At 66.0% G+C, this 22971-nt stretch carries 25 protein-coding genes; 3 read left to right on the top strand and 22 right to left on the bottom strand.

Going from position 1 to position 22971, the window contains the following annotated elements:
* Positions 1–25: 25 nt before the first annotated feature.
* From BM197_RS04990 to rpsB, 6 genes are all read right to left on the bottom strand, one after another.
* Positions 26–577 carry a DivIVA domain-containing protein gene (locus BM197_RS04990; RefSeq protein WP_090709383.1) on the bottom strand — a complete coding sequence of 184 codons (552 nt, stop codon included), beginning with the start codon at positions 575–577 and terminating at the stop codon, positions 26–28.
* Between the two features lie 40 nt (positions 578–617).
* A complete protein-coding gene (locus BM197_RS04985) occupies positions 618–1619 on the bottom strand; it encodes a phosphatidate cytidylyltransferase (protein WP_245762393.1) in 1002 nt (333 codons plus the stop codon).
* A 36-nt stretch (positions 1620–1655) separates the two neighbouring features.
* Positions 1656–2210 carry a ribosome recycling factor gene (frr, locus tag BM197_RS04980; protein WP_090709381.1) on the bottom strand — a complete coding sequence of 185 codons (555 nt, stop codon included), beginning with the start codon at positions 2208–2210 and terminating at the stop codon, positions 1656–1658.
* Between the two features lie 71 nt (positions 2211–2281).
* A complete protein-coding gene (pyrH, locus tag BM197_RS04975; protein WP_090709380.1) occupies positions 2282–2998 on the bottom strand; it encodes a UMP kinase in 717 nt (238 codons plus the stop codon).
* Between the two features lie 106 nt (positions 2999–3104).
* A complete protein-coding gene (gene tsf, locus BM197_RS04970; protein WP_090709378.1) occupies positions 3105–3932 on the bottom strand; it encodes a translation elongation factor Ts in 828 nt (275 codons plus the stop codon).
* Positions 3933–3956: 24 nt separating this feature from the next.
* Entirely contained in the window at positions 3957–4913 is a 957-nt protein-coding gene (rpsB, locus tag BM197_RS04965) for a 30S ribosomal protein S2 (protein WP_090709376.1), read from the bottom strand.
* 304 nt (positions 4914–5217) lie between these two features.
* On the opposite strand from rpsB, the gene BM197_RS04960 reads away from it, so the two are divergent.
* Entirely contained in the window at positions 5218–5799 is a 582-nt protein-coding gene (locus BM197_RS04960) for a M23 family metallopeptidase (protein WP_245762392.1), read from the top strand.
* Between the two features lie 6 nt (positions 5800–5805).
* Here BM197_RS04960 and BM197_RS04955 read toward each other — a convergent pair whose 3' ends face one another.
* From BM197_RS04955 to BM197_RS04945, 3 genes are all read right to left on the bottom strand, one after another.
* Positions 5806–6717, bottom strand: coding sequence for a tyrosine recombinase XerC (locus BM197_RS04955; protein WP_090709374.1), 912 nt, complete (start codon positions 6715–6717; stop codon positions 5806–5808).
* 145 nt (positions 6718–6862) lie between these two features.
* Entirely contained in the window at positions 6863–8962 is a 2100-nt protein-coding gene (locus BM197_RS04950) for an amylo-alpha-1,6-glucosidase (RefSeq protein WP_090709372.1), read from the bottom strand.
* The gene (locus BM197_RS04945; RefSeq protein ID WP_090709371.1) at positions 8955–9335 is read right to left on the bottom strand and encodes an SCP2 sterol-binding domain-containing protein; all 381 of its coding nucleotides are present in this window, start codon (positions 9333–9335) and stop codon (positions 8955–8957) included. The genes BM197_RS04950 and BM197_RS04945 overlap by 8 nt, the downstream gene beginning before the upstream one ends.
* Positions 9336–9615: 280 nt before the next feature.
* On the opposite strand from BM197_RS04945, the gene BM197_RS04940 reads away from it, so the two are divergent.
* Positions 9616–10464, top strand: a complete 849-nt coding sequence (locus BM197_RS04940) for an aldo/keto reductase (RefSeq protein WP_177216725.1) — start codon at positions 9616–9618, stop codon at positions 10462–10464.
* Positions 10465–10534: 70 nt separating this feature from the next.
* On the opposite strand, the gene dprA is transcribed toward BM197_RS04940, so the two are convergent.
* The 4 genes from dprA to BM197_RS04920 all read right to left on the bottom strand — a co-directional run bounded on the left by dprA (position 10535) and on the right by BM197_RS04920 (position 15013).
* Positions 10535–11752 carry a DNA-processing protein DprA gene (gene dprA / locus BM197_RS04935; protein WP_090709369.1) on the bottom strand — a complete coding sequence of 406 codons (1218 nt, stop codon included), beginning with the start codon at positions 11750–11752 and terminating at the stop codon, positions 10535–10537.
* Positions 11752–13281: a YifB family Mg chelatase-like AAA ATPase gene (locus BM197_RS04930; RefSeq protein ID WP_090709368.1), complete on the bottom strand. Its 1530-nt coding sequence runs from the start codon at positions 13279–13281 to the stop codon at positions 11752–11754. Before BM197_RS04930 ends, dprA begins: the two co-directional genes overlap by 1 nt.
* Positions 13281–13637 (bottom strand): YraN family protein, encoded by a 357-nt coding sequence (locus tag BM197_RS04925; RefSeq protein WP_090709685.1) that lies wholly within the window; start codon positions 13635–13637, stop codon positions 13281–13283. Before BM197_RS04925 ends, BM197_RS04930 begins: the two co-directional genes overlap by 1 nt.
* 98 nt (positions 13638–13735) lie before the next feature.
* Positions 13736–15013: a low temperature requirement protein A gene (locus BM197_RS04920; RefSeq protein WP_218151817.1), complete on the bottom strand. Its 1278-nt coding sequence runs from the start codon at positions 15011–15013 to the stop codon at positions 13736–13738.
* 145 nt (positions 15014–15158) lie between these two features.
* Between BM197_RS04920 and BM197_RS04915 the strand changes: the two genes are divergently transcribed.
* Positions 15159–17765, top strand: coding sequence for an ATP-binding protein (locus BM197_RS04915; RefSeq protein ID WP_090709366.1), 2607 nt, complete (start codon positions 15159–15161; stop codon positions 17763–17765).
* Between the two features lie 40 nt (positions 17766–17805).
* Here BM197_RS04915 and BM197_RS04910 read toward each other — a convergent pair whose 3' ends face one another.
* From BM197_RS04910 to rpsP, 9 genes are all read right to left on the bottom strand, one after another.
* On the bottom strand, positions 17806–18129 hold the full coding sequence (locus BM197_RS04910) for a DUF2469 domain-containing protein (RefSeq protein ID WP_090709364.1): 324 nt from the start codon (positions 18127–18129) through the stop codon (positions 17806–17808).
* A gap of 12 nt (positions 18130–18141) precedes the next feature.
* A complete protein-coding gene (locus BM197_RS04905) occupies positions 18142–18786 on the bottom strand; it encodes a ribonuclease HII (protein WP_090709363.1) in 645 nt (214 codons plus the stop codon).
* On the bottom strand, positions 18786–19538 hold the full coding sequence (gene lepB, locus BM197_RS04900; protein ID WP_090709362.1) for a signal peptidase I: 753 nt from the start codon (positions 19536–19538) through the stop codon (positions 18786–18788). Before lepB ends, BM197_RS04905 begins: the two co-directional genes overlap by 1 nt.
* 75 nt (positions 19539–19613) lie before the next feature.
* A complete protein-coding gene (gene rplS / locus BM197_RS04895; RefSeq protein ID WP_090709360.1) occupies positions 19614–19961 on the bottom strand; it encodes a 50S ribosomal protein L19 in 348 nt (115 codons plus the stop codon).
* Between the two features lie 171 nt (positions 19962–20132).
* Positions 20133–20645: a hypothetical protein gene (locus BM197_RS04890; RefSeq protein ID WP_090709359.1), complete on the bottom strand. Its 513-nt coding sequence runs from the start codon at positions 20643–20645 to the stop codon at positions 20133–20135.
* A 9-nt stretch (positions 20646–20654) separates the two neighbouring features.
* Positions 20655–21401 carry a tRNA (guanosine(37)-N1)-methyltransferase TrmD gene (gene trmD, locus BM197_RS04885; protein WP_090709358.1) on the bottom strand — a complete coding sequence of 249 codons (747 nt, stop codon included), beginning with the start codon at positions 21399–21401 and terminating at the stop codon, positions 20655–20657.
* A 186-nt stretch (positions 21402–21587) separates the two neighbouring features.
* The gene (gene rimM, locus BM197_RS04880) at positions 21588–22250 is read right to left on the bottom strand and encodes a ribosome maturation factor RimM (protein ID WP_090709356.1); all 663 of its coding nucleotides are present in this window, start codon (positions 22248–22250) and stop codon (positions 21588–21590) included.
* Between the two features lie 2 nt (positions 22251–22252).
* Positions 22253–22489 carry an RNA-binding protein gene (locus BM197_RS04875; RefSeq protein WP_090709355.1) on the bottom strand — a complete coding sequence of 79 codons (237 nt, stop codon included), beginning with the start codon at positions 22487–22489 and terminating at the stop codon, positions 22253–22255.
* 3 nt (positions 22490–22492) lie between these two features.
* Positions 22493–22915 carry a 30S ribosomal protein S16 gene (gene rpsP, locus BM197_RS04870; RefSeq protein ID WP_090709352.1) on the bottom strand — a complete coding sequence of 141 codons (423 nt, stop codon included), beginning with the start codon at positions 22913–22915 and terminating at the stop codon, positions 22493–22495.
* Between the last annotated feature and the right edge of the window lie 56 nt (positions 22916–22971).

Raw genomic sequence — 22971 nt, 5'->3', positions numbered from 1 at the left:
AGATGCGAGTGTTTTTCCGGGCGCGTCACCGAACGGCGAGCATGACCTCGGTCACGGCGTCGAGCAGAAGGTCGACCTGGGACTCGACGTATCCGCCGCGTTGAGGCCGGAATATCGCGGTTCTCACGGAGTCGGCGCTGAGAGGTGTTCCCTTCTCGAAGTAGGCGACGATCTGCTCGGAAAAAGCGTCGACATCTTCGGTGCGATACCCCTGGGCGAGAAAGCCGGTGCGCGAGAATTTGTGCCCGGTCGGCCGCGCCAGGCGGTTGAGGATGACCTGGGCGGTCTCCCTGGCGGATGTCAGCCATTCTCGCTTGCCGGCGTCGCCCAATGCCCGGTCGCGTTCCCGCAACGCGAAAGCGTCCTCGAGCCGTTCGAGCGCGGCGTCGACCGAGCCGGTGGCGTAACCGCCGCGGGTGAGCGCGAAGGACGTCCTCCTGATGTCAGCCGATGTCATCGTCGGCGTCACACTGTCATCGACGTCGTACGCTTCCCGGGCAGCCCGGAGGAAGGCATCCACCTGGTTCCGTGAGTACCCGCGAGTTCCCTTCCGAGCGGTGGGGAATGTGTTCGTCACCTGTTCATCCTTTCAGCTTCGCTGCCCCGGCGCGGCGGACTTATCCGACAACGGGGGCGTTGCTGAACAGGAGGTACAGCGTGAACGCGATCGGCGCGGACGGGAGGATGGAGTCGAGGCGGTCAAGGAACCCGCCGTGGCCTGGCAGCCACGAGCTCATGTCCTTGATTCCGAGATCGCGTTTGATGAGCGACTCGGTGAGATCGCCCATCGTCGCCGTCCCGAGGAGAGCGAGCCCAAGGATGAGGCCGACCCACCAGGGGCTGTGCAGCATGAAGATCGCGAGCAGGATGCCAGCGATCACGGCGGCGACAGCGGCTCCCCCGAGTCCTTCCCAGGTCTTCTTCGGACTGATCAACGGGGCCATCGGGTGCTTGCCGAAGTTGAGCCCGCTCACATAGGCGCCGATGTCGACTGCGATGACGATAATCAGGAAGGCGAGGGTCCACCATTGTCCCTCGGGCTGGCGCACCAGGATGACAGCGAAACTGCCGAGGAACGACACATAGACCTGAACGAACACGGCGGCGACGAGGTCACGGAGGATCTCGAGCGTGCGGCGGGGGGTGGGGTGCGCCATCTGGGCGACGAGTCGCCAGACGAGAATGAACACGATCGTCCCGACGAGCATCGCCCAGCGGGAGGCCGGGTCGAAGAAGTACCCGGAGACCACGATGGCGACGCCACCGACGACCGCCGGCCAGACATCGATGGCGCGACCGGCACGTCGGAACGCCTTGGCGAGTTCGAACACGGTGAACGCAACGATGGCGGCGCCGAAGAGGACGAACAGTTCCTTGACGACGATCAGGCTGAACAGCATGGCGAGGCCAAGACCAAGCCCGATGAGTGTTGCGAGAATGAGGTTGCGCCCGGCGCGGGCTTCCATCCGGGTATTCGCTTCATCGATCTGCGCGCGGGTCGCCCGCACCTGGCGCTCGATGTCAGCGCGACGCGACCTCAGCTGCGCGGAGATATCGTCGCGGGAGCCACGCTTCGACCTTGGCCGACGCGGAGCGCTGCCGTCATCTGCGTCAGGCACTGGTGCACCGGTTCCTTCGGATCACAGCGATCGGTCCTAAATCTCGAGAAGCTCGGCTTCTTTACGTTTCAGCGCGTCGTCGATCGCGTCGATGTGCGTCTTGGTGACCTGCTCCAGCTCTTTTTCACCCCGAGCGACGTCGTCGTCTCCGACCTCGCTCTTGAGGGCGTCGAGGTCATCCTTGGCCTTGCGGCGGATGTTGCGGACGCTCACTTTGGCGTCCTCCCCCTTGTTACGGACGATCTTGACGTATTCCTTGCGGCGCTCAGCGGTGAGCTCCGGCAGGGTGACCCGCACGATCGTGCCGTCGTTCGTGGGGTTTGCCCCGAGGTTTGGCGTGTCGCGGATCGCCTGTTCGATGTCTTTGAGGGCGCTCTTGTCGTACGGGCTCACGATAATCGTGCGGGCTTCGGTGTTCTGCAGAGAAGCAAGCTGTTCAAGGGGCGTGGGCGTTCCGTAGTAGTTCACCAGGATCTTCTGGAACATCTGAGGGTTGGCGCGACCGGTACGCACGGTGGCGAAGTCATCCTTGGCCACCTCGACGGCCTTGTCCATCCGGGTTCCAGCGTCAGTCAAAACATCCGCGATCACAGCGACTCCTTTTTATTGCGTGTTGTATCGCACCCATTCTAGAGGGGGCGGTGCGGTGAACTCGTGTCGGTTCAGTTGCTGACGAGTGTGCCGATGCGCGCTCCGAGGATCGCATTGGTCACATTTCCCGCCGGCGCCATGCCGAAAACCTGCATCGGCATCGAGTTGTCCATGCACAGGCTGAAGGCTGTGGAGTCGACGACCTTCAGGCCGGTCTGCAGCGCCTCCTGGTAGGTGATCGAGTCGATCCGGGTGGCGCTGGAGTCGAGCTTCGGGTCAGCCGTGTAGACGCCGTCAACGCCGTTCTTGGCGAGGAGCACGATGTCTGCGTCGATCTCGAGCGCGCGCTGCGCGGCGACGGTGTCTGTGGAGAAGTAGGGCAGACCGGCGCCGGCGCCGAAGATGACGACGCGGCCCTTCTCCAGGTGGCGCTCGGCGCGACGGGGAATGTACGGCTCGGCGACCTGGGTCATCGAGATGGCGGACTGGACGCGGGTCTCAGCACCGGCCTGCTCGAGGAAGTCCTGAAGCGCGAGGGCGTTCATCACGGTTCCCAGCATGCCCATGTAGTCGGCCCGGCCGCGGTCCATTCCGCGGAGGGACAGTTCGGCACCGCGGAAGAAGTTGCCTCCACCGACGACAATGGCGATCTCAACCGTCGCCGCGGCCTCCGCGATCTCGCGCGCGATCTGGCTGACGACATCCGGGTTCACTCCAAGCGACCCTGCCCCGAAGGACTCTCCGCTCAGCTTGAGCAGGACCCTGCGCTTCTTCGTGGCTGTTGACATCCGTGTCGTCCTTTCGTGAATCCTGACAAAGCTACTGTGTGCCGACCGAGGTCGCGCATGAAAAAGGAGTCCGGATCACGATGTGATCCGGACTCCCATGGCAGACCTACGCGCCGACCTTGAAGCGGGCGAAGCCCGTCACGTCGAGCTTGGCGTCTGCCAGAACCTTCTTGACCTGAACCTTGCTGTCGCGAGCGTAGTCCTGCTCGAGCAGGGCGACCTGCTTGAAGAACCCGGTCAGGCGACCTTCGACGATCTTGGGCAGTGCAGCCTCAGGCTTGCCCTCGTTCTTCGAGATCTCCGTGACGATTTCGCGCTCCTTATCCACGATGTCAGCCGGCACGTCCTCACGGGTGAGGTACTGCGGGTCGAACATCGCGATGTGCTGGGCTATGGCCCGTGCGGTCTCGGCGTCATCTCCGCTGTAGCTGACGACAACACCGATCTGCGGGGGCAGGTCCTTCGACGTCTTGTGCAGGTACGTGGCGAACTTCTCGCCCGAAACCAACGCAACGCGGCGGAGTTCAACCTTCTCGCCGAGGATCGCTGCCTCGTCGTCGATCAGCTGAGCAACGGTCTTGTCGCCGGCGGGAGCAGCGAGTGCGTCCTCGAGCGATGCGGCGCCTGAAGCTGCGACAGCCTCGAGCACCTTGTCGGCGAGGGCGACGAACTTGTCGTTCTTTGCCACGAAGTCGGTCTCGCAGGCGAGTTCGATCAGCGTGGTGCTGGAGCCGTTGTCCTTCGCGGCGATGAGGCCTTCGCTCGTGGAGCGGTCGGCACGCTTCGCGTTGCCCTTCGCACCCTTGAGGCGCAGGATCTCGGTGGCCTTCTCCAGGTCGCCTTCGGCTTCGACGAGGGCGTTCTTGGTGTCGACCATTCCCGTGCCGAGCTGCTCACGAAGAGCCTTGACATCAGCAAGATTGAAATTTGCCATAAGTTATTGCACTCCTCGTTCGGATTAGTTGTTGTCGGCGGCCGGCTGCTTCTCAGCGTCGGTCGCTTCGGCTTCGAGGCGTTCCTCGGTCTTCTCGTCGCTCTCAACGGTGACGACCTCGACGGGTGCCTCTTCGCTCTTGGCCGCGTTTTTCTCGGCAACCTCAGCGTCGGCGTCGTTCTGCTCGACGGGTGCGTCAGCAGCTTCGGTCTTCTCAGCTTCGGCGCCGAGCAGTTCAGCTTCCCAGGCAGCGAGCGGCTCAACCGGAGCGGAACCCTCTTCTGGCTTCTGGTGGCGCTGGATCAGGCCCTCGGCAGCAGCGTCCGCGATGATGCGGGTAAGCAGGCCGACCGAGCGGATAGCGTCGTCGTTACCCGGGATCGGGTAGGTGACTTCGTCCGGGTCGCAGTTGGTGTCGAGGATGCCGATGACGGGGATACCAAGCTTGCGTGCCTCGTCGATCGCGAGGTGCTCCTTCTTGGTGTCGACAACCCACAGCGCCGACGGCGTCTTGGTGAGGTTGCGGATTCCGCCGAGTGACTTGTGAAGCTTGTCGAGCTCGCGCTTCTTGATGAGGAGTTCCTTCTTGGTGAAGCCTGACTTCGAGGTGTCCTCGTAGTCGAGCTCCTCGAGCTCCTTCATGCGGGCGAGTCGCTTCGACACCGTCTGGAAGTTGGTGAGGAGGCCACCGAGCCAGCGCTGGTTCACGTACGGCTGGCCGACGCGGGTCGCCTGCTCGGCGATTGCTTCCTGAGCCTGCTTCTTCGTTCCGACGAAGAGAACGGTTCCGCCGTGGGCGACCGTCTCCTTGACGAAGTCGTATGCCTTGTCGATGAACCCAAGCGACTGCTGGAGGTCGATGATGTAGATGCCGGAACGCTCCGTGAAGATGAAACGCTTCATCTTCGGGTTCCAACGGCGGGTCTGGTGCCCGAAGTGCACGCCGCTGTCGAGCAGCTGGCGGATGGTTACGACGGCCATGAGCCGTTCTCCTGTTCTGACGCGCCCTTTCCGGGCAGGCGTCGATCGGTTGTTCAAAGCGGCCGAGTGGCCGCTCTTCCTGGTGCCCGGCGCACGTCCGCCCTGTTCCGAAGAAGCAAGGACCGAATGGATGTGTTGGCCGAATGGGCACGCGTAGTCATCCCGACACGCGGGACGCTTCCTTCAGCATAACAGGATCGGGAGCGTTCCCGGGGTCCTCCACCGCCGGCTCGGCGTCACCAATTATCCACTGTCCCTCGCCGGCGGTCGCGCAACGTCTCGGTGGGCGGCAGGCTGTCCCGGTATGACCGCGTTGTTGCGTCGGGGGCGGGTTGCCGCTGCGATTCTTCTCGTCGTCGTGGCGGCCCTGGTGTTGGTCGGACCGGCAAGTTCTTCCGCGGGCACGGCGGTGACACTGCCTGCGTCCCCCGACGTTTTCGCGGCGCGCTCCCCCGCCGTGTCCGCGGCGCTCGACCAGGTGTGGGGCTGGCCCGTCTCGCCTCCGCACCAGCTTCAACGCCCGTTCGAAGCCCCACCCACGCCGTTCGCCGCCGGACACCGCGGCATCGACGTAACGGCGGCCCAGGGCCGACCCGTCCTGGCGGCTGCCGACGGAGTCGTCAGTTTCGCCGGCGTCGTCGTGGACCGTCCCGTCGTGTCGGTGCGGCACGGCGACGGGATCGTCTCGAGTGTCGAACCCGTACTCGCCGCAGTGTCCGCGGGCGCTGAAGTGCACTCGGGCGACGCGATCGGCGTCGTCGCATCCGGAGGTCACTGTGACGGCCGGTGCGTGCATTTCGGCGTGCGGCTCTATGGCGAGTATGTCAACCCGCTGGCCCTCGTCGGCACCCTCGAACGTGCCGTGCTGTTGCCGCTTGGCCGGTGAGCGGATTCAGGCGCGGGGGTGCGCCGTGCGGTAGCTCTCTTTCAGCCGTTCCATTGACACGTGGGTGTAGATCTGGGTCGTGCCGAGCGACGCGTGGCCGAGAAGTTCCTGCACCGTCCGGAGGTCGGCGCCGCCGTCGAGCAAATGGGTTGCCGCCGTGTGGCGCAGGGTGTGCGGTCCACCGCTCGTTCCGCCGGGGATGCCGGCGAGGAGCCGGCTGACGGTGTTGTAGACGCTGCGTGGGTTCAGGCGCCCGCCGCGTGCGCCGAGGAAGACGGCGTGCGATGGGGTCGTGCTTGTGGCCAGCAGCGCCGGCCGGGCCTGGCGGAGGTAATCGACGAGCGCCGAGTGGGCAGGCACACCAAACGGGACGACCCTCTCCTTCGACCCTTTACCGAGCACCCGCACGGTGAGCCGGTCGAGGTCGACGTCATCAACGTCGAGGCCGCACAGCTCTGAGACGCGCAGGCCGCTCGCGTAAAGGAGTTCGATGAGCGCCGAGTCCCGGAGGGCGACCGGGTCGCCGGTGCCGGCCTTCTCGCTCAGTCCGTCGAGGAGGGCATCCATCTGCGCGCGCTGAACGACGTGAGGCAGGGAACGGCCGGTCTTCGGGGAGCGCAGCCGCGCGGCCGTGTCGACGGGGATGTGCCCGTTACGGGCGAGCCACGCTGACCAGCCGCGTACGGAAGCGGACCGCCTGGCGATGGTGGCATGGCCGAGGCCCGACTGGGACGATTGCCACAGCCAGTCCCGGAGCAGTTCGAGGTCTACCTCGGTCACGGCGTCGATGCCGCGGTCGGCCGCGAAAGCGGTGAACGCGGCAAGGTCGGACTCGTAGGCGCGGCTGGTCGCCACCGAGTACTGGCGCTCGACGGACACGTGGTCGACGTAGCGCGCGACGGCCGAGGAAATCTTCACCTCCCCAGACTCGCCTACTCTCACCGCTGGAGGCGGCAGACTCACCCAACGCCGGGCATCCGGGCGTTTGATCGGGCACAAAACGACCCAAAATCAGCGGAAACTGCATGCGCGGCTACGACGAGTCGGTGGTCTATAGCCTTTCCTAACCGAGGTGGTGAGGGCGGGTGGGATCGCCGAGCTGGTTACGCAACTTCGGCCCGCGGTTGACCTCGACCAGGCCACGCCCGAAGGCATCGATGCGGCCCCAGCGACCGGGGATGTCGAGCAGTTCGATGCGGCCGATGCCAACCGGCAGCGCCGGGTCGACGATCAAGTGATCGCCCACCGGCTCCAGCCCCAGCATCGTACGCAGAAGGAGCAGTGGCGCACCGGTGGACCACGCCTGCGGACTGCACGCCGTTGGGTACTGGACCGGGTACCTCGTCAGCGCGCGTTCATAGCCGCCGAATGCCTCGGGCAGCCGACCGTGGTAGAAGTCCGCCGCATCCAGGTTGCCCGCTGCGACACGCGCGGCCTCGGCCTTGAAGCCGTAGCGGCGCAGCCCCCAGGCGATGAACGAGTTGTCAAAGGGCCAGACGGTGCCCACGTGGTAGCCGATCGGGTTGTACCTGGCCTCACCCTCGGCCAGCGTACGTATTCCCCAGCCGGAAAAGAGTCGTGGGCCGAGCAGGTGTCCGGCGATCGCGGACGCTCTGTCGGCGTCGACGATCCCGCTCCACAGCAGGTGGCCGATGTTGGAGGTGAGGGCGTCCACCTGGGTTCCGTCGGCGTCGAGGGCCAGCGCGTAGTACTGCCCGTCCTCGACCCAGAAGTCACGATTGAATCGGGCCTTGAGGTCGGCGGCCTGCCGCTCGAGCTCGTCGGCGTAGGTGGCGTCGTTCCAGAAGAGCCGAGCGAGGCGAGCGCCGCGCATCTTCGCGTCATAGGCGTAGCCTTGCACCTCACAGGTGGCCCGCGGGAAGCCGGGCAGCCGGCCGTCGCGGTAGCAGATCGAGTCCCAGGAGTCCTTCCAGCACTGGTTCTCCAGGCCGGTCTCCTCGTTGCGTCGTTGGTAAGCGATGTAGCCATTGCCCTGCAGGTCGGCGTAGTCGTCGATCCAGCGCAGGGCGGCTCGCGCCTCCATCTCGAGGTCGCGCACCAGTTGGGCGTCGCCCGTCCATCGTTCGTATTCGTCCATCAGGACCACATACAGAGGTGTGGCGTCGACGCTGCCGTAGTACGGCGAGTGGGGTCGCTCCTGGAACGCGGTCAGCTCCCCGTAGCGCACCTCGTGCAGGATGCGGCCGGGGTCTTCGTCGCGGAAGTCGTCCACCCGGTTCCCCTGCCAGTCGCCCAGCACCCTTAGTGTCGTCCTCGCCGGTTCGGAGGTGAACGGCAGCGCCTGCAGGCTGGTGAAGATGCTGTCGCGGCCGAAGATCGTCATGAACCAGGGCAGGCCCGCCGCGGGAAGGCTGTCGGCGCGCGCGATGAGCGGCGAAAACCGCAGTGCCGCAAGGTCGACGAGGCTGCGCTGGTAGGTCGTGATCAGCGAGTCCCAGTCACAGGTCAGCCGCGGTGCGTTGGCGACCCACTGCTCAAGGTCGGCCAGCGCCTCCCGTCGCGCTTCGTCGGCGGGAGGCGTCTGGGCCGTGAGCGGGCGCCCGCCGGGACCGAGGCTCGCCACGCGGACGTCGAGCTCGGTGCTCCAGGATCCGTGCGGCTCGATCAGGATGGAGAACTGCAGGCCACCGTCGTCGACCTCGGCCGGTTCGGTCGAGGAGACGGTGGTGGCGCGGCGGAAGCTCTCGCGCTCATAGGTCATCACCAACTGGCCGCCTGCTGTGAGGATGGAGCGCGTGCCCTTCTTCTCAAGGGCGTCCTTGACCTCGAACAGGTCCGCGAAGTCGGCTGCGGCGTCGAGCCGTATCGTCAGCTCCACCGGTTTCACGTCGTGGTTAAGGACGGTGAGCTGCTCCCGGAAGCCCTCGGTGACCGCGCGCTGACGAATGACGGTGGTCTTCGCATCGACGTACACGGTGCCAGACCCAGGCACCAGGAAGAACCGGCTCTCGAAATAGTGCAGGTCATCGGTGGACAGCGCGGTCAGCCGGTCACCGTTCACCGTGAGCACCCATCGCGACAAAAACCTCGTGTCGAGCGAGAACAGCCCGGACGGGTCGGTGGCGGAGGCTTCGATGTCCCCCTGCGCGTCGCTGACCACGAAGGTGTTGCCGTGGAGGATCTGGACCTGGTCCTCAGCCATCGAGAGCGCCTCCCCCGGCAACGTAGCTTCGGCCGGCCGAGACACCCCGCCGGCGGGGAAATAGTCGTTGCGCCAGAACCATCAGCTCTGTGTCCCCCTCGACGGTGGCCGCGCCGCGCAGCAGCGCCGCCAGTGCGCTCGTTCGGCCGCTGATGACGTCGTTGCACACCGCGCGATCGACGATGATCACGCATTCGGCGGGCTCCTCGCTCATGGTCACTCTGAGGTCGCCGTGGTCGATTCTGACCAGCCGATGCTCGGTCGTATCGCCGTCGATGATGTCCCAGCGCAGCGTCGCACTGAGCCTTTTCAGCATCGGTTCGTGCCCTCGCTGGCTTATTTCGTCGAAGAATTCAGCGGTCGCGTCCATCATCGAGAGTCCCTTTCAGTCGACAGCTCCCGACTCAGTCGACAGCTCCCCGACGTCACCAGCGTACGCCGCCTCCAGCGCATCCACACCGGGCAATTTTGGTCCGGAACCGGACCCGGCCTGGGCGCGGCCGCGAGGCGACGCTGGAGGTGGTCGCCATCAGCGCACCGGGCAGCAGGGGCGACGCGCGGATCCCATGGATACGGGATGCCGCGGTCCCGCGCGAGGTGCGAACGTGGTGGTCTCGCGACCCCCCCCACCCCGAGAGCGACGGAGCACCCTGATGTCGATTCAGACCATCCCGACGGTCCGCTTGCCCGCGGGGGATTCCATCCCCGTGATGGGTCTGGGCACCTGGTACCTGGGCGAGACTCCTGCCCGACGAGCGTCGGAGCTCGCCGCCCTGCGCTTAGGCATCGACCTCGGGCTCACGTTGATCGACACCGCTGAGATGTACGGCAGCGGCGCGGCCGAGGTGCTGGTCGGCGAGGCGATCGCCGGGCGCCGGGACGAGGTGTTCCTGGTCAGCAAGGTGCTGCCGTCACATGCGACGTACGCGGACACGATCGAGGCGTGTCGCCAGAGCCTGAGGCGGCTCGGCACCGAGCGGCTCGACCTGTACCTGCTGCACTGGCGCGGCCGGGTGCCGCTTGAGCAGACGTTGCGCGCCTTCGAGGAGCTGGTCCGGCTGGGCATGATCCGCTATTGGGGCGTCAGCAACTTCGACATCCGGGACATGGCGGAGCTGCTGAGCCTCCCGGGCGGGGACGCGGTCCAGACCGACCAAGTGCTCTACAACCTGACCCGGCGGGGCATCGAGTACGACCTGCTGTCGACATTGCAAGGGCAGGGAATCCCGGTAATGGCCTACTCACCGATCGAGCAGGGCCGCCTGCTGGTCCATCCCATGACCGTCGAAGTCGCGAACCGGCACGAGGCCACCCCGGCGCAGGTCGCGCTCGCCTGGCTGATGAACCGGGAGGGCGTGAACGTGATCCCCCGTGCCGGCACGCCCGAGCACGTTCGGGAGAACCGGGCCGCCGTCGACCTGCGCCTGACCGAGCAGGATCTGAACATGCTGGACCAGGCCTTCCCGCCGCCCCGCGGCCCCCAACCCCTCGAAATGCTCTGAGGGGCCGCCACCAGCCGGGAGGCGGCTCCACGCGCCCGGGCTCACGGCCTGAACACCCCTCGTCGACCTCTCATTTCGCCCGCGGTAGGTAGACCCACCCGCCCGACCGTTCGGCCACGCGGTCTTCGAGTTCCAGGAAGCCGAGGACCGACTGCACCGTGTCCACCGGCAGCCCCGACCGGGAGGCGACATCTGCCGCGGAGCGTGGCGAGCGTCCGCTGAGGGCGTCCAGCACGCGGGTCTCCTCAGAACTGCGCTCCCCGGCGCGCGACTCGGTCATGACGATCGGCTCTCCCACCAGTTCGGCCATTTCGTCGACCGTTGTGACGCAAACAGCGCCGAACTCACGAATCAGCCGATGGCATCCGGCCGACGCGGGGCTGGTGACCGGGCCGGGGACCGCTCCCAGGGGCCGGCCGAGGGCGGCCGCGTGGCCGGCGGTGTTGAGGGAGCCAGAACGCCAGCCCGCTTCGAGAACCACAGTGGCGTCGGCGACGGCTGCGATGAGCCGGTTCCGCTGTAGAAAGCGCCACTTCGACGGCGCTCCCCCGCACGGCACCTCCGAGGCGATCGCGCCGGTCTCGATGATGCGCCCGATCAGCGACGCGTGGCCGCTCGGGTAGGGCCGGTCGACACCACCGGCGAGGAACGCGACGGTCGTGCCGTCCACCGCGAGCGCCGCCCGGTGTGCCATGCCGTCGATCCCGTACGCGGCGCCGGAGACCACGACGAACCCGCGGCCGGCAAGGCCGCTGCCTGCCTCCCCCGCCACGTGCTCCCCGTAGTGAGTCGCGGCCCGTGCTCCGACAACAGCGAACGACCGGGACGTCTCGCGGAGGGCATCCGTCCGCCCGCGCAGCCAGAGCGCGAGCGGCTCGTGCGGACCGAGATCGCCGAGGCGGTCGGGCCAGCCCGGGTCGCCCGGCGTGACGAGGATCGTCCGGCACAGTGCCGCGAGGCGGAGGTGTCGAAGCGTCGCCCGGGAATCGAGCCGCGGCCGCCAGCGTGCGAGTGCACGGTCGAGCATGCTGCCGAGGTCGTCGACCCCCGTGTCGGGCCCGAGAACCGCGACGATCCGGTCGACGCTCCAGTGTTCGACGAGCATGGTGAGAGCCGCGGATGCTCCGGCCGCAGACACCAGGAACCCCGCCATGCTGTCCCCCGGCTCCACGATTCCGCTCCAGGCCGCACGAGCGAAACGCTCCGCCGCCCCGTCGGCATCGCCGACGGGGCCGACGCCCGCAACGCTCTGACGCACGTCGTCACCGTTCAGTCCGAACACCGTCATCAGATCCCCTTCCGCAGAAACAAGGCACGACCGATCTGCGACGCATCCGGCCGGTCGGTCCCGTCCAGGTCGCAGAGGGTCCACGCGACCCGGAGCACGCGGTCGTACCCTCGCATGGTGATGGCCCCCCGCTCCAGAGCCCGATCGATCGGCGACGTGACCGTGCGCGAGAGCAGGCGGTCCCCGCTCCGGAGCCACGGGCCCGGCACCTGGCCGTTGGTCGTCCAGGGCGTCCCCGCCAGGCGCGTCGCCGTGCGCTGACGGGACTGAGCAACGACGGAACGCGCGGACGCACTCGTGAGCCGTTCATCCTCAGCCGAGAGAGCCAGTTCGGCAGACGTGATCCGCCGCACCCGGAGCTGAATGTCGATCCGGTCCATCAGCGGGCCGGAGACCCGACCGAGGTATCGGCGAATCGCGCTCGGTGGACAGACACAGGTGTTCTCCTTCGCCCCGTATTGGCCGCACGGGCACGGGTTCGCCGCGAGGACGAGCTGGAAACGACCGGGAAAGTGCGCGACGGCGTTGGCGCGATGAATGCTGATCGTGCCGGACTCGAGCGGCTGGCGAAGCGCATCGAGCACACTGGCCTGGAACTCAGGTGCTTCATCCAGGAAGAGAACACCGTGCGCGGCTCGCGCGGCAGCACCCGGGCGGATGGTTCGGCTGCCACCCCCGAGGATCGCCGCGGCCGTCGCCGTGTGATGCGGATTTTCGAACGGAGGCCGAAAGGCGAGTGCCCTTCCGATGGGACTGCCGCCGAGAGAACGAATCGAGGTGACGTCGAGCGCCTCCGGAACGGTGAGGTCCGGGAGAATGCCCGGCAGTCTCGCGGCGAGCATCGTCTTGCCTGCCCCGGGCGGTCCGAGCATCATCAGGTGGTGACCGCCGGCCGCCGCCACGAGCATCGCCTGGACGGCATCGTGCTGACCGACCACATCGGCCAGGTCGAGGGCAGGTTCGTCTGGCGCGCCTGTTCCGGCCTGCAGGATCGGTTCGACCGGGATCGGGTCGAGCTCTGCGCCGTGCCAGATCGCTGCTTCCCGCAGCGAGGCGACACCGACGACCCGGATGTCTGGCACGAGTTTCGCTTCGTCCTCGTTCCCGGTCGGAACCATGACCGTTGTTCGTCCGGCACGCATTGCGGCGAGGACGGCGGGCAGGATTCCCGGCGTGGGCCGAAGGCGCCCGTCGAGCCCGAGTTCGCCGAGGTGGACGACGCGGTCGATCGATTCATTGGACACGACGGCGTCGGCGGCGAGGCAGGACAGCGCAATAGCCAGGTCGAAGCCTGACCCGTTCTTCGGCAGGCTCGCCGGCGACAGGTTCACGGTGATCCGTTGCCCGGACAGGCGGCATCCCGAGTTGGTGGCTGCCTGCCGCACGCGTCCTTCTGCTTCGCCCAGCGACTTGTCGGCGAGCCCGATGATCACGAACTTCGGGAGCTGTGACGAGATGTCCGCCTCGACTTCGATGAGCGAGCCATCAAGCCCGAGTAACGCAACCGACCACGTACGGCCCACCGCCATCAGAACACGCCCAGAAGGTGCTCGACCGACGGCGGCCCGTTCCTCGGTGCGACGACCGCGATGGCGTCGAGGCGGATCCGTTTCGCTTGCGGGTGCTGCTCAGCGCACCACCGAGCCGCGAGTCCGCGGAGCCGGGCAAGCTTCGCCTCCGTGATCGCTTCGAACGGATGCCCGAACGCAAGACCGGAACGGGTCTTCACTTCGACGAAGATGAGGGTGTCGGCCATGCTCGCGATGATGTCGATCTCACCGCGGGCGCATCGCCAGTTTCGAGCGACGACGCGATAGCCGGCATCCTCGAGGTACCGGGCAGCGAGATCCTCTCCCCGCCGCCCGAGCTCGTCCTTGCCTGCCATGATCGCCTCCACCACCGATGGTGGAGCACGGTGAACGGCCGCGATCCATCACCCGCAGATCTGGGGATCCGGTAGCCGGCCGCGCAGGCTGTGGAGGGCTACTCCGACGGCTGTCCACCCAACGCGCGAGCCAGCACGGCTGCCACGTGCCGGTGGCCGATGATTTCGTAGCCGACCACGATCACCGCCGGTGCAGCGGTCACGACGAGCAGGCACACCCCGAGCGACACCCCACTCCCCGCAAGCACAACGGCGAGCACGAGCGCGAGCACCGTGCCGGCGAAGAGGGCGATGTGGAAGGGGTCGACCTGTCCGAGGAGCAGGGTGTACAGCACGAACAGAGCGGTGCAGAAGACAAGCACGGGAACCGCGACGGAGAGCACTGCCCCGAACACCCCGATGTGCGCCACGCCTTCCACCACGTAGGCGGCGACGTGCAGCCCTGCCCCGGTGGCGGCGATCGCGGAGAACACGACGATGTGGCCGTATCCCCACGCCCAGCTGCGCCGTCGGTAGCGCGCCAGAATCGGGCCTGACGGCAGCACGAAGTAGTTCCACCACAGCCCGAACGTGATCCCGACTCCGGCCACGACGATGAGGATGGCTTCCATGCTCCAGCCCTGCTCGTCGACGACGGCAGCCACGGACGCGACCGTTCCGAACACGCCTTCGCCCAGCGTGATGATCGTGAGCAGCCCGTACCGTTCGGCGATGTGGTGCGCATGCCATCCGGTGCTCCCGAAACGCAGCTCGGCCACGACCGGGCCGCCGAGCTCGAACAGAGAGAGCAGAAGAGCGATGACGAAGGCCACCCCGATCGGCAGGTCAAGCACAGCCAGAGTGACCCATCCGATCTGCGCCACCGTGATGAAGCCCGCGTACGCCAGGGCGACGCTGCGGCGACCAGGATCGTCCCTCGCCGCGCGCAACCACTGCGCGACCATGGCGATCCGCATGATGACATAGCCCGCAACGACGATGCCGATGTCGAGGTGTTCGCCCTCGTCGACCGAGTCGAACACATCGGGCAGGCCCAGCGCGAGCACGATGACGCCGATCATCTGCACCATGGTGGTGATCCGGTAGAACCAGTCATCCGTGTCATACGCAGATGCGAACCACGAAAAGTTGATCCAGGCCCAGCAGATCGCGAACATCGAGAAGCAAAAGGCGCCGAGACCGGATGCCACGTGTCCCTCGGCCACCAGGTGGGCGAGCTCAGAACTCGCCGTGCCGATCGCGACGACGAAGGTGAGGTCGAAGAGGAGCTCGAGCGGGGTCGCGCCGCGGTGCGGTTCTTGCGGATCCCGACCGGTCATCGGGATCAGCCGGTGACTCAGCCCCCGACGCCTCGACGGTTCGACGGTCTCGGGCATGTGCACAATGGTGACACGGGCTCCCCGCAGAAGCGAGGAGAATCTGTTGCCCGCGCCCTCCACGATATCCTCCTCGTGCACAAAAAATGAGCGACCCTCAGGCTGGGCCTAGACCACGGGGCGCTGATTCGGCAGAATTTCTCGTATGACGCACACCACGGGTGCGATACGGACACCCGATCAACGGTTGCGAGTCTTCGTCAGCTCCACTCTGAAGGAGCTCGCCCTCGAGCGTAAATTCGCGCGCCTTGCGATCGAACGTCTCCACCTCGCGCCGGTCATGTTCGAGCTCGGTGCCCGCCCGCATCCGCCCCGGGCCTTGTACCGGTCCTACCTCGCCCAGAGTGACGTCTTCGTCGGGATCTACGCCGAACGATACGGCTGGGTAGCACCGGGCGAAACGGTCTCCGGTCTCGAGGACGAGTACAACCTGGCCCCGGACCTCCCGAAGCTCATCTACATTCGCGAGCCGGCATCGAAGCGCGAGGACCGACTCGTCGAGCTTCTCAACAGGGTTCGAGACGACGACAAGGCGGCGTTTAAAACGTTCTCCAGCCCGCAGGAGCTCAGGAAACTGCTCGAGTCAGACCTCGCGACCCTCCTCGCCGAACGATTCGACCAGAGCCGCCCCGTGCCGCTGGACACCAGCACGACCCCGGTGGTCCTTGCCGACCGGACGACGGCTCTTCCTGCGGCGCTGACCGAACTCATCGGTCGTGAAACCGAACTGGACGCGATCGACACCCTGCTGAAACGGGATTCGGTCCGCCTGGTCAGCCTGATCGGGTCAGGAGGGATCGGCAAGACCCGGCTCGCCGTCGAAGTGGCGAACCGGTCGGGAGGAACAGCGGACCCTGATCTGGAACTCACCTTCGTCGATCTGTCGTCGGTGCAGGACGCGGCGCTGGTCCCGAACGCCATCGCCGAAGCCCTCGGAGTCCTCGACACCGGCGACGAACCGGTGCTCGTCAAACTCAAGACGGCTCTCCGCCGCCGTCATATGCTCATCGTGATCGACAACTTCGAGCAGGTTCTCGGCGCCGCCCCGACACTCATCTCGCTCCTCTCCGTCGCACCGGGTGTGAAGTTCCTCGTCACCAGCCGCTCCCTGCTCCATGTCACCGGCGAACACGCAGTCGAAGTGGGGCCACTCGCCCTTCCCGACACCGCACGCACCCTCGAGGCACAGACGGCGATGCAGTCACCGTCCGTCGTGCTCTTCGTCGAACGTGCTCGCGCGGTCAAACCGGATTTCGGAGTGACGCCAGAAAACGTCGACGCCATCGCCGCCATCTGCGTCGCACTCGACGGCGTCCCACTGGCCCTTGAACTCGCTGCGGCGCGGGTGCGGATGCTCCCCCCTGCGGCGATCCTCGCTCGCCTCGACCGGCGGCTGTCACTCCTCTCCGGAGGCGCGCGGGATCTTCCGTTACGGCAACAGGCGCTTCGGAGCACCATCGAATGGAGCACGCAACTGCTCGGCCATGACGAGAAACGGCTGCTGGCCCGCCTCGGGGTCTTCGCCGGCGGATTCTCGCTGGACGCCGTCGAATCGGTGGCGGGCGACGTTTCCGGGCCCAGCACAGACACCATCACCGCGTTGGGCGTCCTCGTCGACAACAGCCTGGTCCGGGAGCTCGACCGGGGCGACCGCCCCTATTATTCGATGCTCGCCACCGTCCGCGAATACGCGCTCGAACAGCTCGAAGCATCCGGGGAGCTCGATGCCGCCCGCTCCGCGCACGCCCGGTACTTCCTCCGCCTCGCGGAGTCGCTGGAGGATGACCTCGAGGGTATCCGCCAGCACGAGGTCATCGACCAGCTCAACGACGACCGTGACAACCTGCGCGCCGCAGCACGGTACCTGCTCGACTCGAAGGACCTGGTCACCGTCGCCAAGTTCACCTGGTGCCTCCTCATCTACTGGTGGGTCGGCGGACTGCTCGGCGAGGTTCGCGCGTGGATGGACGAGGTGCTCGGATCGAAGGAACCTCTCCCCGAACGGACCCGGGCGATCGCGCTCTACTTCACCCGGTCGATCACGCTCTGGCACGAGGCCAACGACCGGGTGATCCCCGGGCTCGCCGAGAGCGTCGATCTCTTTCACCGGATAGACGATCGCGTCGGTGAAGGATTCGCACTCATCTTCCTCGCCCTCGCGCTGGTCGCCGACCGGCATCCAGACACCGAACGGGCGGAACAATCGCTGGACCGCAGCGTCCAGCTCCTGCGGAACGCAGGCTACCGCTGGGGCGAGGCGATGGCGCTCGTCACCCTCGGGCGGCTCTCGCTCATGCAGAACGCGGTTCCGGATGCCATCGAGCACTTCGAGCAGAGCCTCACCCTGACCAGGAAAGGACACGACGACCTGGGAACGACCGTCGCCCTCCAGCACCTGGGCTGGGCGCAGTTCGTGAACGGCAAAACCGTCGATTCACGACAGCTCTTCGAGGAGAGCCTGGCGACGGCCGCTCACATCGGGCATGCCGAGGGGGTCGTGTACGGGCTGGAGGGCCTCACCGCGATCGCAGCGGCCAGCCGGCAGTTGAAACGCGCCGGGCGGCTCCTTCACGCGGCAGACGAACTCCGGAAGCAGACCGGCCTGTACGGCGCGAACCGGTTCTCGTTCCACGAACGCTACCTCGCTCCGCTCCTCGCCGGACAGGACCGCGATGCGCTGGAGCAGGTGCGGAGGGACAGCGAGGCCTTGTCGGTCGACGAAGCCGTGGTCTACGCCCTGCACGCCGACTGACCTGCGCAGCGACTGACCTGCAGGCCGATGGGGCGAGCCGTTACTCGTCGAGTGCGAGCTCCTTCGGCAGTTCGAAGTCGCGGGTCGACAGCTCTTCGATGTTGACGTCCTTGAACGTCAGCACCCGCACGGATTTCACGAACCGGTCTGACCGGTACACGTCCCAGACCCAGACGTCGTTCATCGTGATCTCGAAGTAGAAGTCGTGCTCAGTGTCACGGCGGACGAGGTCGACGCCGTTGGCGAGGTAGAACCGTCGCTCGGTTTCGATCACATACTTGAACTGCGACACGACGTCGCGGTACTCCCGATACAGGGCAAGCTCAACCTCGCGGTCGTAGTCCTCGAACTCGTCTTCTTCCATGGTGCATCCATCCTACGCGTAGGCGACGAGCCAGCTTTTCCGATGTATCGAGGTGACGCCGAGCGACTTGATGGCTTCCATGTGGACTTCGCTGCCGTAGCCTTTGTTGCCGCTCCAGCCGTAGCCGGGCGACACCGTGTCAGAGGCGATCATCATGTTGTCCCGGTGCACTTTTGCGATGACGGATGCCGCCGCGACCGACACACAATCCCGGTCCGCTTTCACCCGGGTCCGCACATCGAGAGGGCTGGCCAAAGCCGGGTTGAGGTAGTCCGAGTTACCGTCGAGAAGGATCACGCTCGCGGCGATGTCCGCTCCCTGGGCGTGGAGCAGACGCAGGGCACGCTTGCCGGCGAGCCCGAGGCAGTGGATGATTCCGAGCTCGTCGACCTCCTGGGCGTCGGCGAGGCCGACGGCGGAGAACAGCACCCAGTCGCGCACGAGCGGGGCGAGGCCGACCCGGCGCTTCTCGCTCAGCAGCTTGGAGTCCCGCAGCCCGGCCGGGTGTGGCCCGCAGTCCGCCGCGATCACAGCCATACCAACGGCGACAGGGCCAGCGAGGGCCCCTCGGCCAACCTCGTCGCATCCGATCACATAACGGGCGCCCGCGTCGAAGAACTCGCGTTCGACGAGGTCGGACGGATCCGACACGGCCATCATTTCGCCGGCTCCGCATCAGGAACGCTGCCGAAAACCTCCGGGTAATTGTCGAGCCAGCCCCAGTGCGCGACCGGCCAACTGATGACGAAGGCACGCCCGACGACGTTGTCGATGGGAACGAATCCGTTGCCCGGCTGCTCACGGTTATACCGCGAGTCGCGGGAGTTGTAGCGGTTGTCGCCCATCACCCACAGCGAATTATTCGGCACAACGACGTCGAACGGGATCTTGGAGACATCCGTCGTGCCCGGCTGGAGAGTGACGTACGGCTCGCTCAGCGGCACGTCATTGACGCTCATCTGGCCGAGCGCGTTGCAGCAGACGACGTGGTCACCTGGCAGCCCAATCAGGCGTTTGATGAGGTGGTCATCACTGTCGGAGGCGGACAGCCCGATGAGGGAGAGCACCCAGTCCGCCGCAACGGTGATCGGCGGGGCGTCCGGCTCAGGTGTCGGCCCCAGCCATCCGCCCGGGTCACGGAACACGACGACATCGCCGCGTTCAAGCGTGACCAGGTCCGGGACGAGCTCGTTGACCAGAATCCGGTCGTCGATCTGGAGGGTCTGTTCCATCGACGCAGAGGGGATGTAGAAGGACCGGACGAGGAAGGTCTTCACCAGGAACGAGACGAGGAGTGCGACCACGAAGATGATGAGGATGTCGCGAAGGAAAAGCAGCGCACCCTTTTGCCGGGTACGCCGCCGGGAGCCGGCAGAGATATCATCCGCCGGCATTGTTGTTTCTGTCATTTAACCGCCCGAGCTCCCCACCAGTTTATGGGTGGGGAGCTCGGGGCCTGTTCACTTTGAACGGATCTGCGGGACTTAGTTGTCGCGCTTCTCCTTGATCTTGGCCTTCTTGCCGCGCAGGTCGCGGAGGAAGTACAGCTTGGCGCGACGGACGTCACCGCGGGTGACGACCTCGATCTGCTCGATCACCGGGGAGTGCACCGGGAACTTACGCTCCACGCCGACACCGAAGCTGACCTTGCGGACGGCGAACGTCTCGCGGACGCCCTCGCCCTGGCGGCCGATAACGACGCCCTGGAAAATCTGGACACGAGAACGGTTGCCCTCAATGATGTTGACGTGCACCTTGACGGTGTCGCCGGCACGGAATGCGGGGATGTCTGACTTGAGGGATGCTGCATCGACACTGTCGAGGATGTGCATGATAGTTCGCTCTCTGTAACCGCCACAGGTCGACTACGAATAAGGGATGATGGTGTGTGTCCGGCGCCCCGAAATGTCAGGGCAATGGCGCTGACTCCCCTGTGGCAGAGTCTGGCCGCGGCACAATCGTCTATTCTGCCATGAACCGGATGCCGCGCGCAAAAGCGCGGCTCAGTCCTTCGGCCGCATCTTGCTTTCTTCGATCACGGTTTCTTCGATCACGATGAGCTCCTCGCCGTCGCGAGCGAGCGGCGCTGTCGATCGCCTGGTCGGACGCGCGGCCATCCGCTCGAACTCCGCCATCGTCTCTCTGGCCCGGTCTCTGGCATCCGTGAAGAACTCCCACAGCACGACCCAGAACGCCGCGAGCCCGGCGAGAACGCCGAGCACGGCGAACGCATTGGACGACGGCCCGAAAAGTCCGAAACCGATCACTGAGGCGTGCCACAGGGTGAGGATTCCGACGTCGAGCCAGGACACGGCCCGTTCACGGCGAACCGTCGGCCGCGCCCAGATCAGGCCGGCAACGGCGGCCATCGTGATGAAAAGAATCGGCATCGCGATGATCAGGACGAGGAACTGCCAACCGCCGCCCCCGAAGATGCCCCAGCCCACGAGCGGCCAGATCGGCAGCGCGACCGCAGCGATGAGCATCCAGATGCGAAACGCCCGACGAAGAATCATGCTCTTAGCCTACGACCGCGTGCTGGGAGATTCCTTCTTCTCACCGGTCTTCTCGTCGGCCGGAGCGAGAAGATCGGGGCGCACCCGTCGGGTCCGTTCCAGCTGCGCATCGCGCCGCCACGCAGCTATGGCGCCGTGGTTGCCGCTGAGCAGGATCGGTGGAACATCGAGTCCCCTCCACGACGCGGGTTTGGTGTAGCTCGGCGCCTCGAGCAGCCCGTCCTCGTGAGATTCCTCGACGAGGGAGTGCGGGTTGCCGACGACACCGGGGATCAGGCGGCCGATCGCCTCGACCATCGCCATCACGGCGACCTCTCCCCCGTTGAGCACGTAATCCCCGAGGCTGACCAGTCGCACGCGCGCCCGCGTCGCCGTGTGGTCGAACACCCGCTGGTCGATGCCCTCGTAGCGTCCGCAGCCGAACACGAGGTGGGACTCGGTGGCGAGCTCCCGTGCCATCGCCTGCGTGAAGACCTCGCCTGCCGGTGAGGGGAAGATGACGAGAGGACCGGCATCCGGTTCATCGTCGGCGTCGAGGATGCCGTCGAGAACCTCGCCCCATGGTTCGGGTTTCATCACCATTCCGGCTCCCCCGCCGTACGGAGTGTCATCGACGGTGCGGTGGCGGTCGGTGGTGGCGTCGCGCAGGTTGTGCACGCCGAGCTCGATGATTCCGGCCTGCCTTGCCTTGCCGAGCAGCGAAATGTCCAGCACATCGAAGAACTCGGGAAAAATCGTGACGATATCAATGCGCATGCTAGAAATCCTAGGCGGATGCACGCGGGCGCCCGACCGCGTCGTCCGGTACTTCAGTGCACACCTTCAGGATGCGCAGATGGCTCTGAGCCGGGCCGCTCAGGTGCATTTGCGCATCCTGAACCATGCTCTGCGGCATCCGACTGTCGTTTTGGCAGCGCCGGGGATCAGGCGGCGGAGGATGCGTCAGGACGCAGAGTCGGCGTCCGACTTCGGCGCACTGTCGTCAGTGGGTGAGTCGGCGTGTTCCGTGTCAACGGGCAGCGCGGACGCCGCGGCATCCGTCTCGTCGTCCTCCTCGTCCGTGAGCTCTTCGAAGAGCCCGGCGGGAGGGGTGACCGTGACGATTCCGGCCTTCACGTCGACCGCTGGAACGATCGCTTTGACGAACGGGACCATGACCTCACCGGTCGCTGTGGCGACGATGAGCAGGTCCTGCGCCGGAAAATGGTCGACGCGGGCGACCGTACCGACCTTTTCGCCGTCGCGGTGAACCGCGAGTCCGACGAGCTGGTGGTCGTACCAGGCGTCCTCTTCGAGGGATGCCTCAGCCGAGTCCTGCTCGATCCAGAGGATCGCTTTCACGAGGGTTTCCGCCTGGGTACGGTCGGATACGCCCTCGAAGAATCCCACCGGGTGGCCGTTGTACCAGCGCAACTCGGTCAGGGTGAGGGACTTTCCGTGCCAGGGCGACCCGGTCGGAACCTGGAGGGTGAAGACGGCGCCAGGCACGAAGCGACGGGCGGGGTCATCGGTGAAGAGTTCGAGCTTGATGGCTCCCTTGAGCCCATGGGCTTTGGTGAGCCGTCCGACCCGGAGTTGGGTCCTCGGCGTTTCGGCGGCGTTCACTTCTAAGAATCGGTGTCGACGACGTCGACGCGGACGCGGCGACCATCGGCGAGAGCGGAAACGAGTGTGCGAAGCGCCTTTGCCGTGCGGCCCGAGCGGCCGATCACACGGCCGAGGTCCTCGGGGTTCACGCGAACCTCGAGGACCTCACCGCGTGGTGAGCTCTGCGCTACGACGGTCACGTCGTCCGGATTGTCAACAATCCCCTTGACGAGGTGTTCGAGAGCAGGTGCGAGCACTAGTTAGGCCTGTTCTTCTTCAACGGCCGGAGCGGCCTCGGTCTCGGCCGGGGCTTCTTCCTTCACCGCAGGCTTTTCGGCCTTCGGCTTGAGGACGGGCTTCTTCTTCTCGTCAGCGACGAAAGGAACCTTGGGCTCCTTCACCTTGACGGTCGAGACGGCGTCCTTGTCACCCTTGAACTTGCCCCAGTCACCCGTGAGCTTGAGGATGGCTTCGACCTGCGGGGTCGGCTGGGCGCCGACGGACAGCCAGTACTGTGCACGCTCAGACTTGACCTCGATGATCGAGGGGTTCTCGGTGGGGTGGTACAGACCGATCTCTTCGATGACGCGGCCGTCACGCTTGGTGCGCGAGTCGGCGACGACGATGCGGTAGTACGGTGCGCGGATTTTGCCCAGGCGCTTCAAACGAATCTTGACAGACACAATTCTCCTGAAATTTATTGTTGTGTGATTGTGCTCGTCACCGGCTGCGTGGGGGC

The organism is Mycetocola miduiensis, from assembly GCF_900115155.1.
GTDB lineage: Bacteria > Actinomycetota > Actinomycetes > Actinomycetales > Microbacteriaceae > Mycetocola_A > Mycetocola_A miduiensis.
The sequence above is the reverse complement of the archived record's forward strand: the minus strand, read 5'-3'. Positions and strand labels throughout refer to the sequence as shown.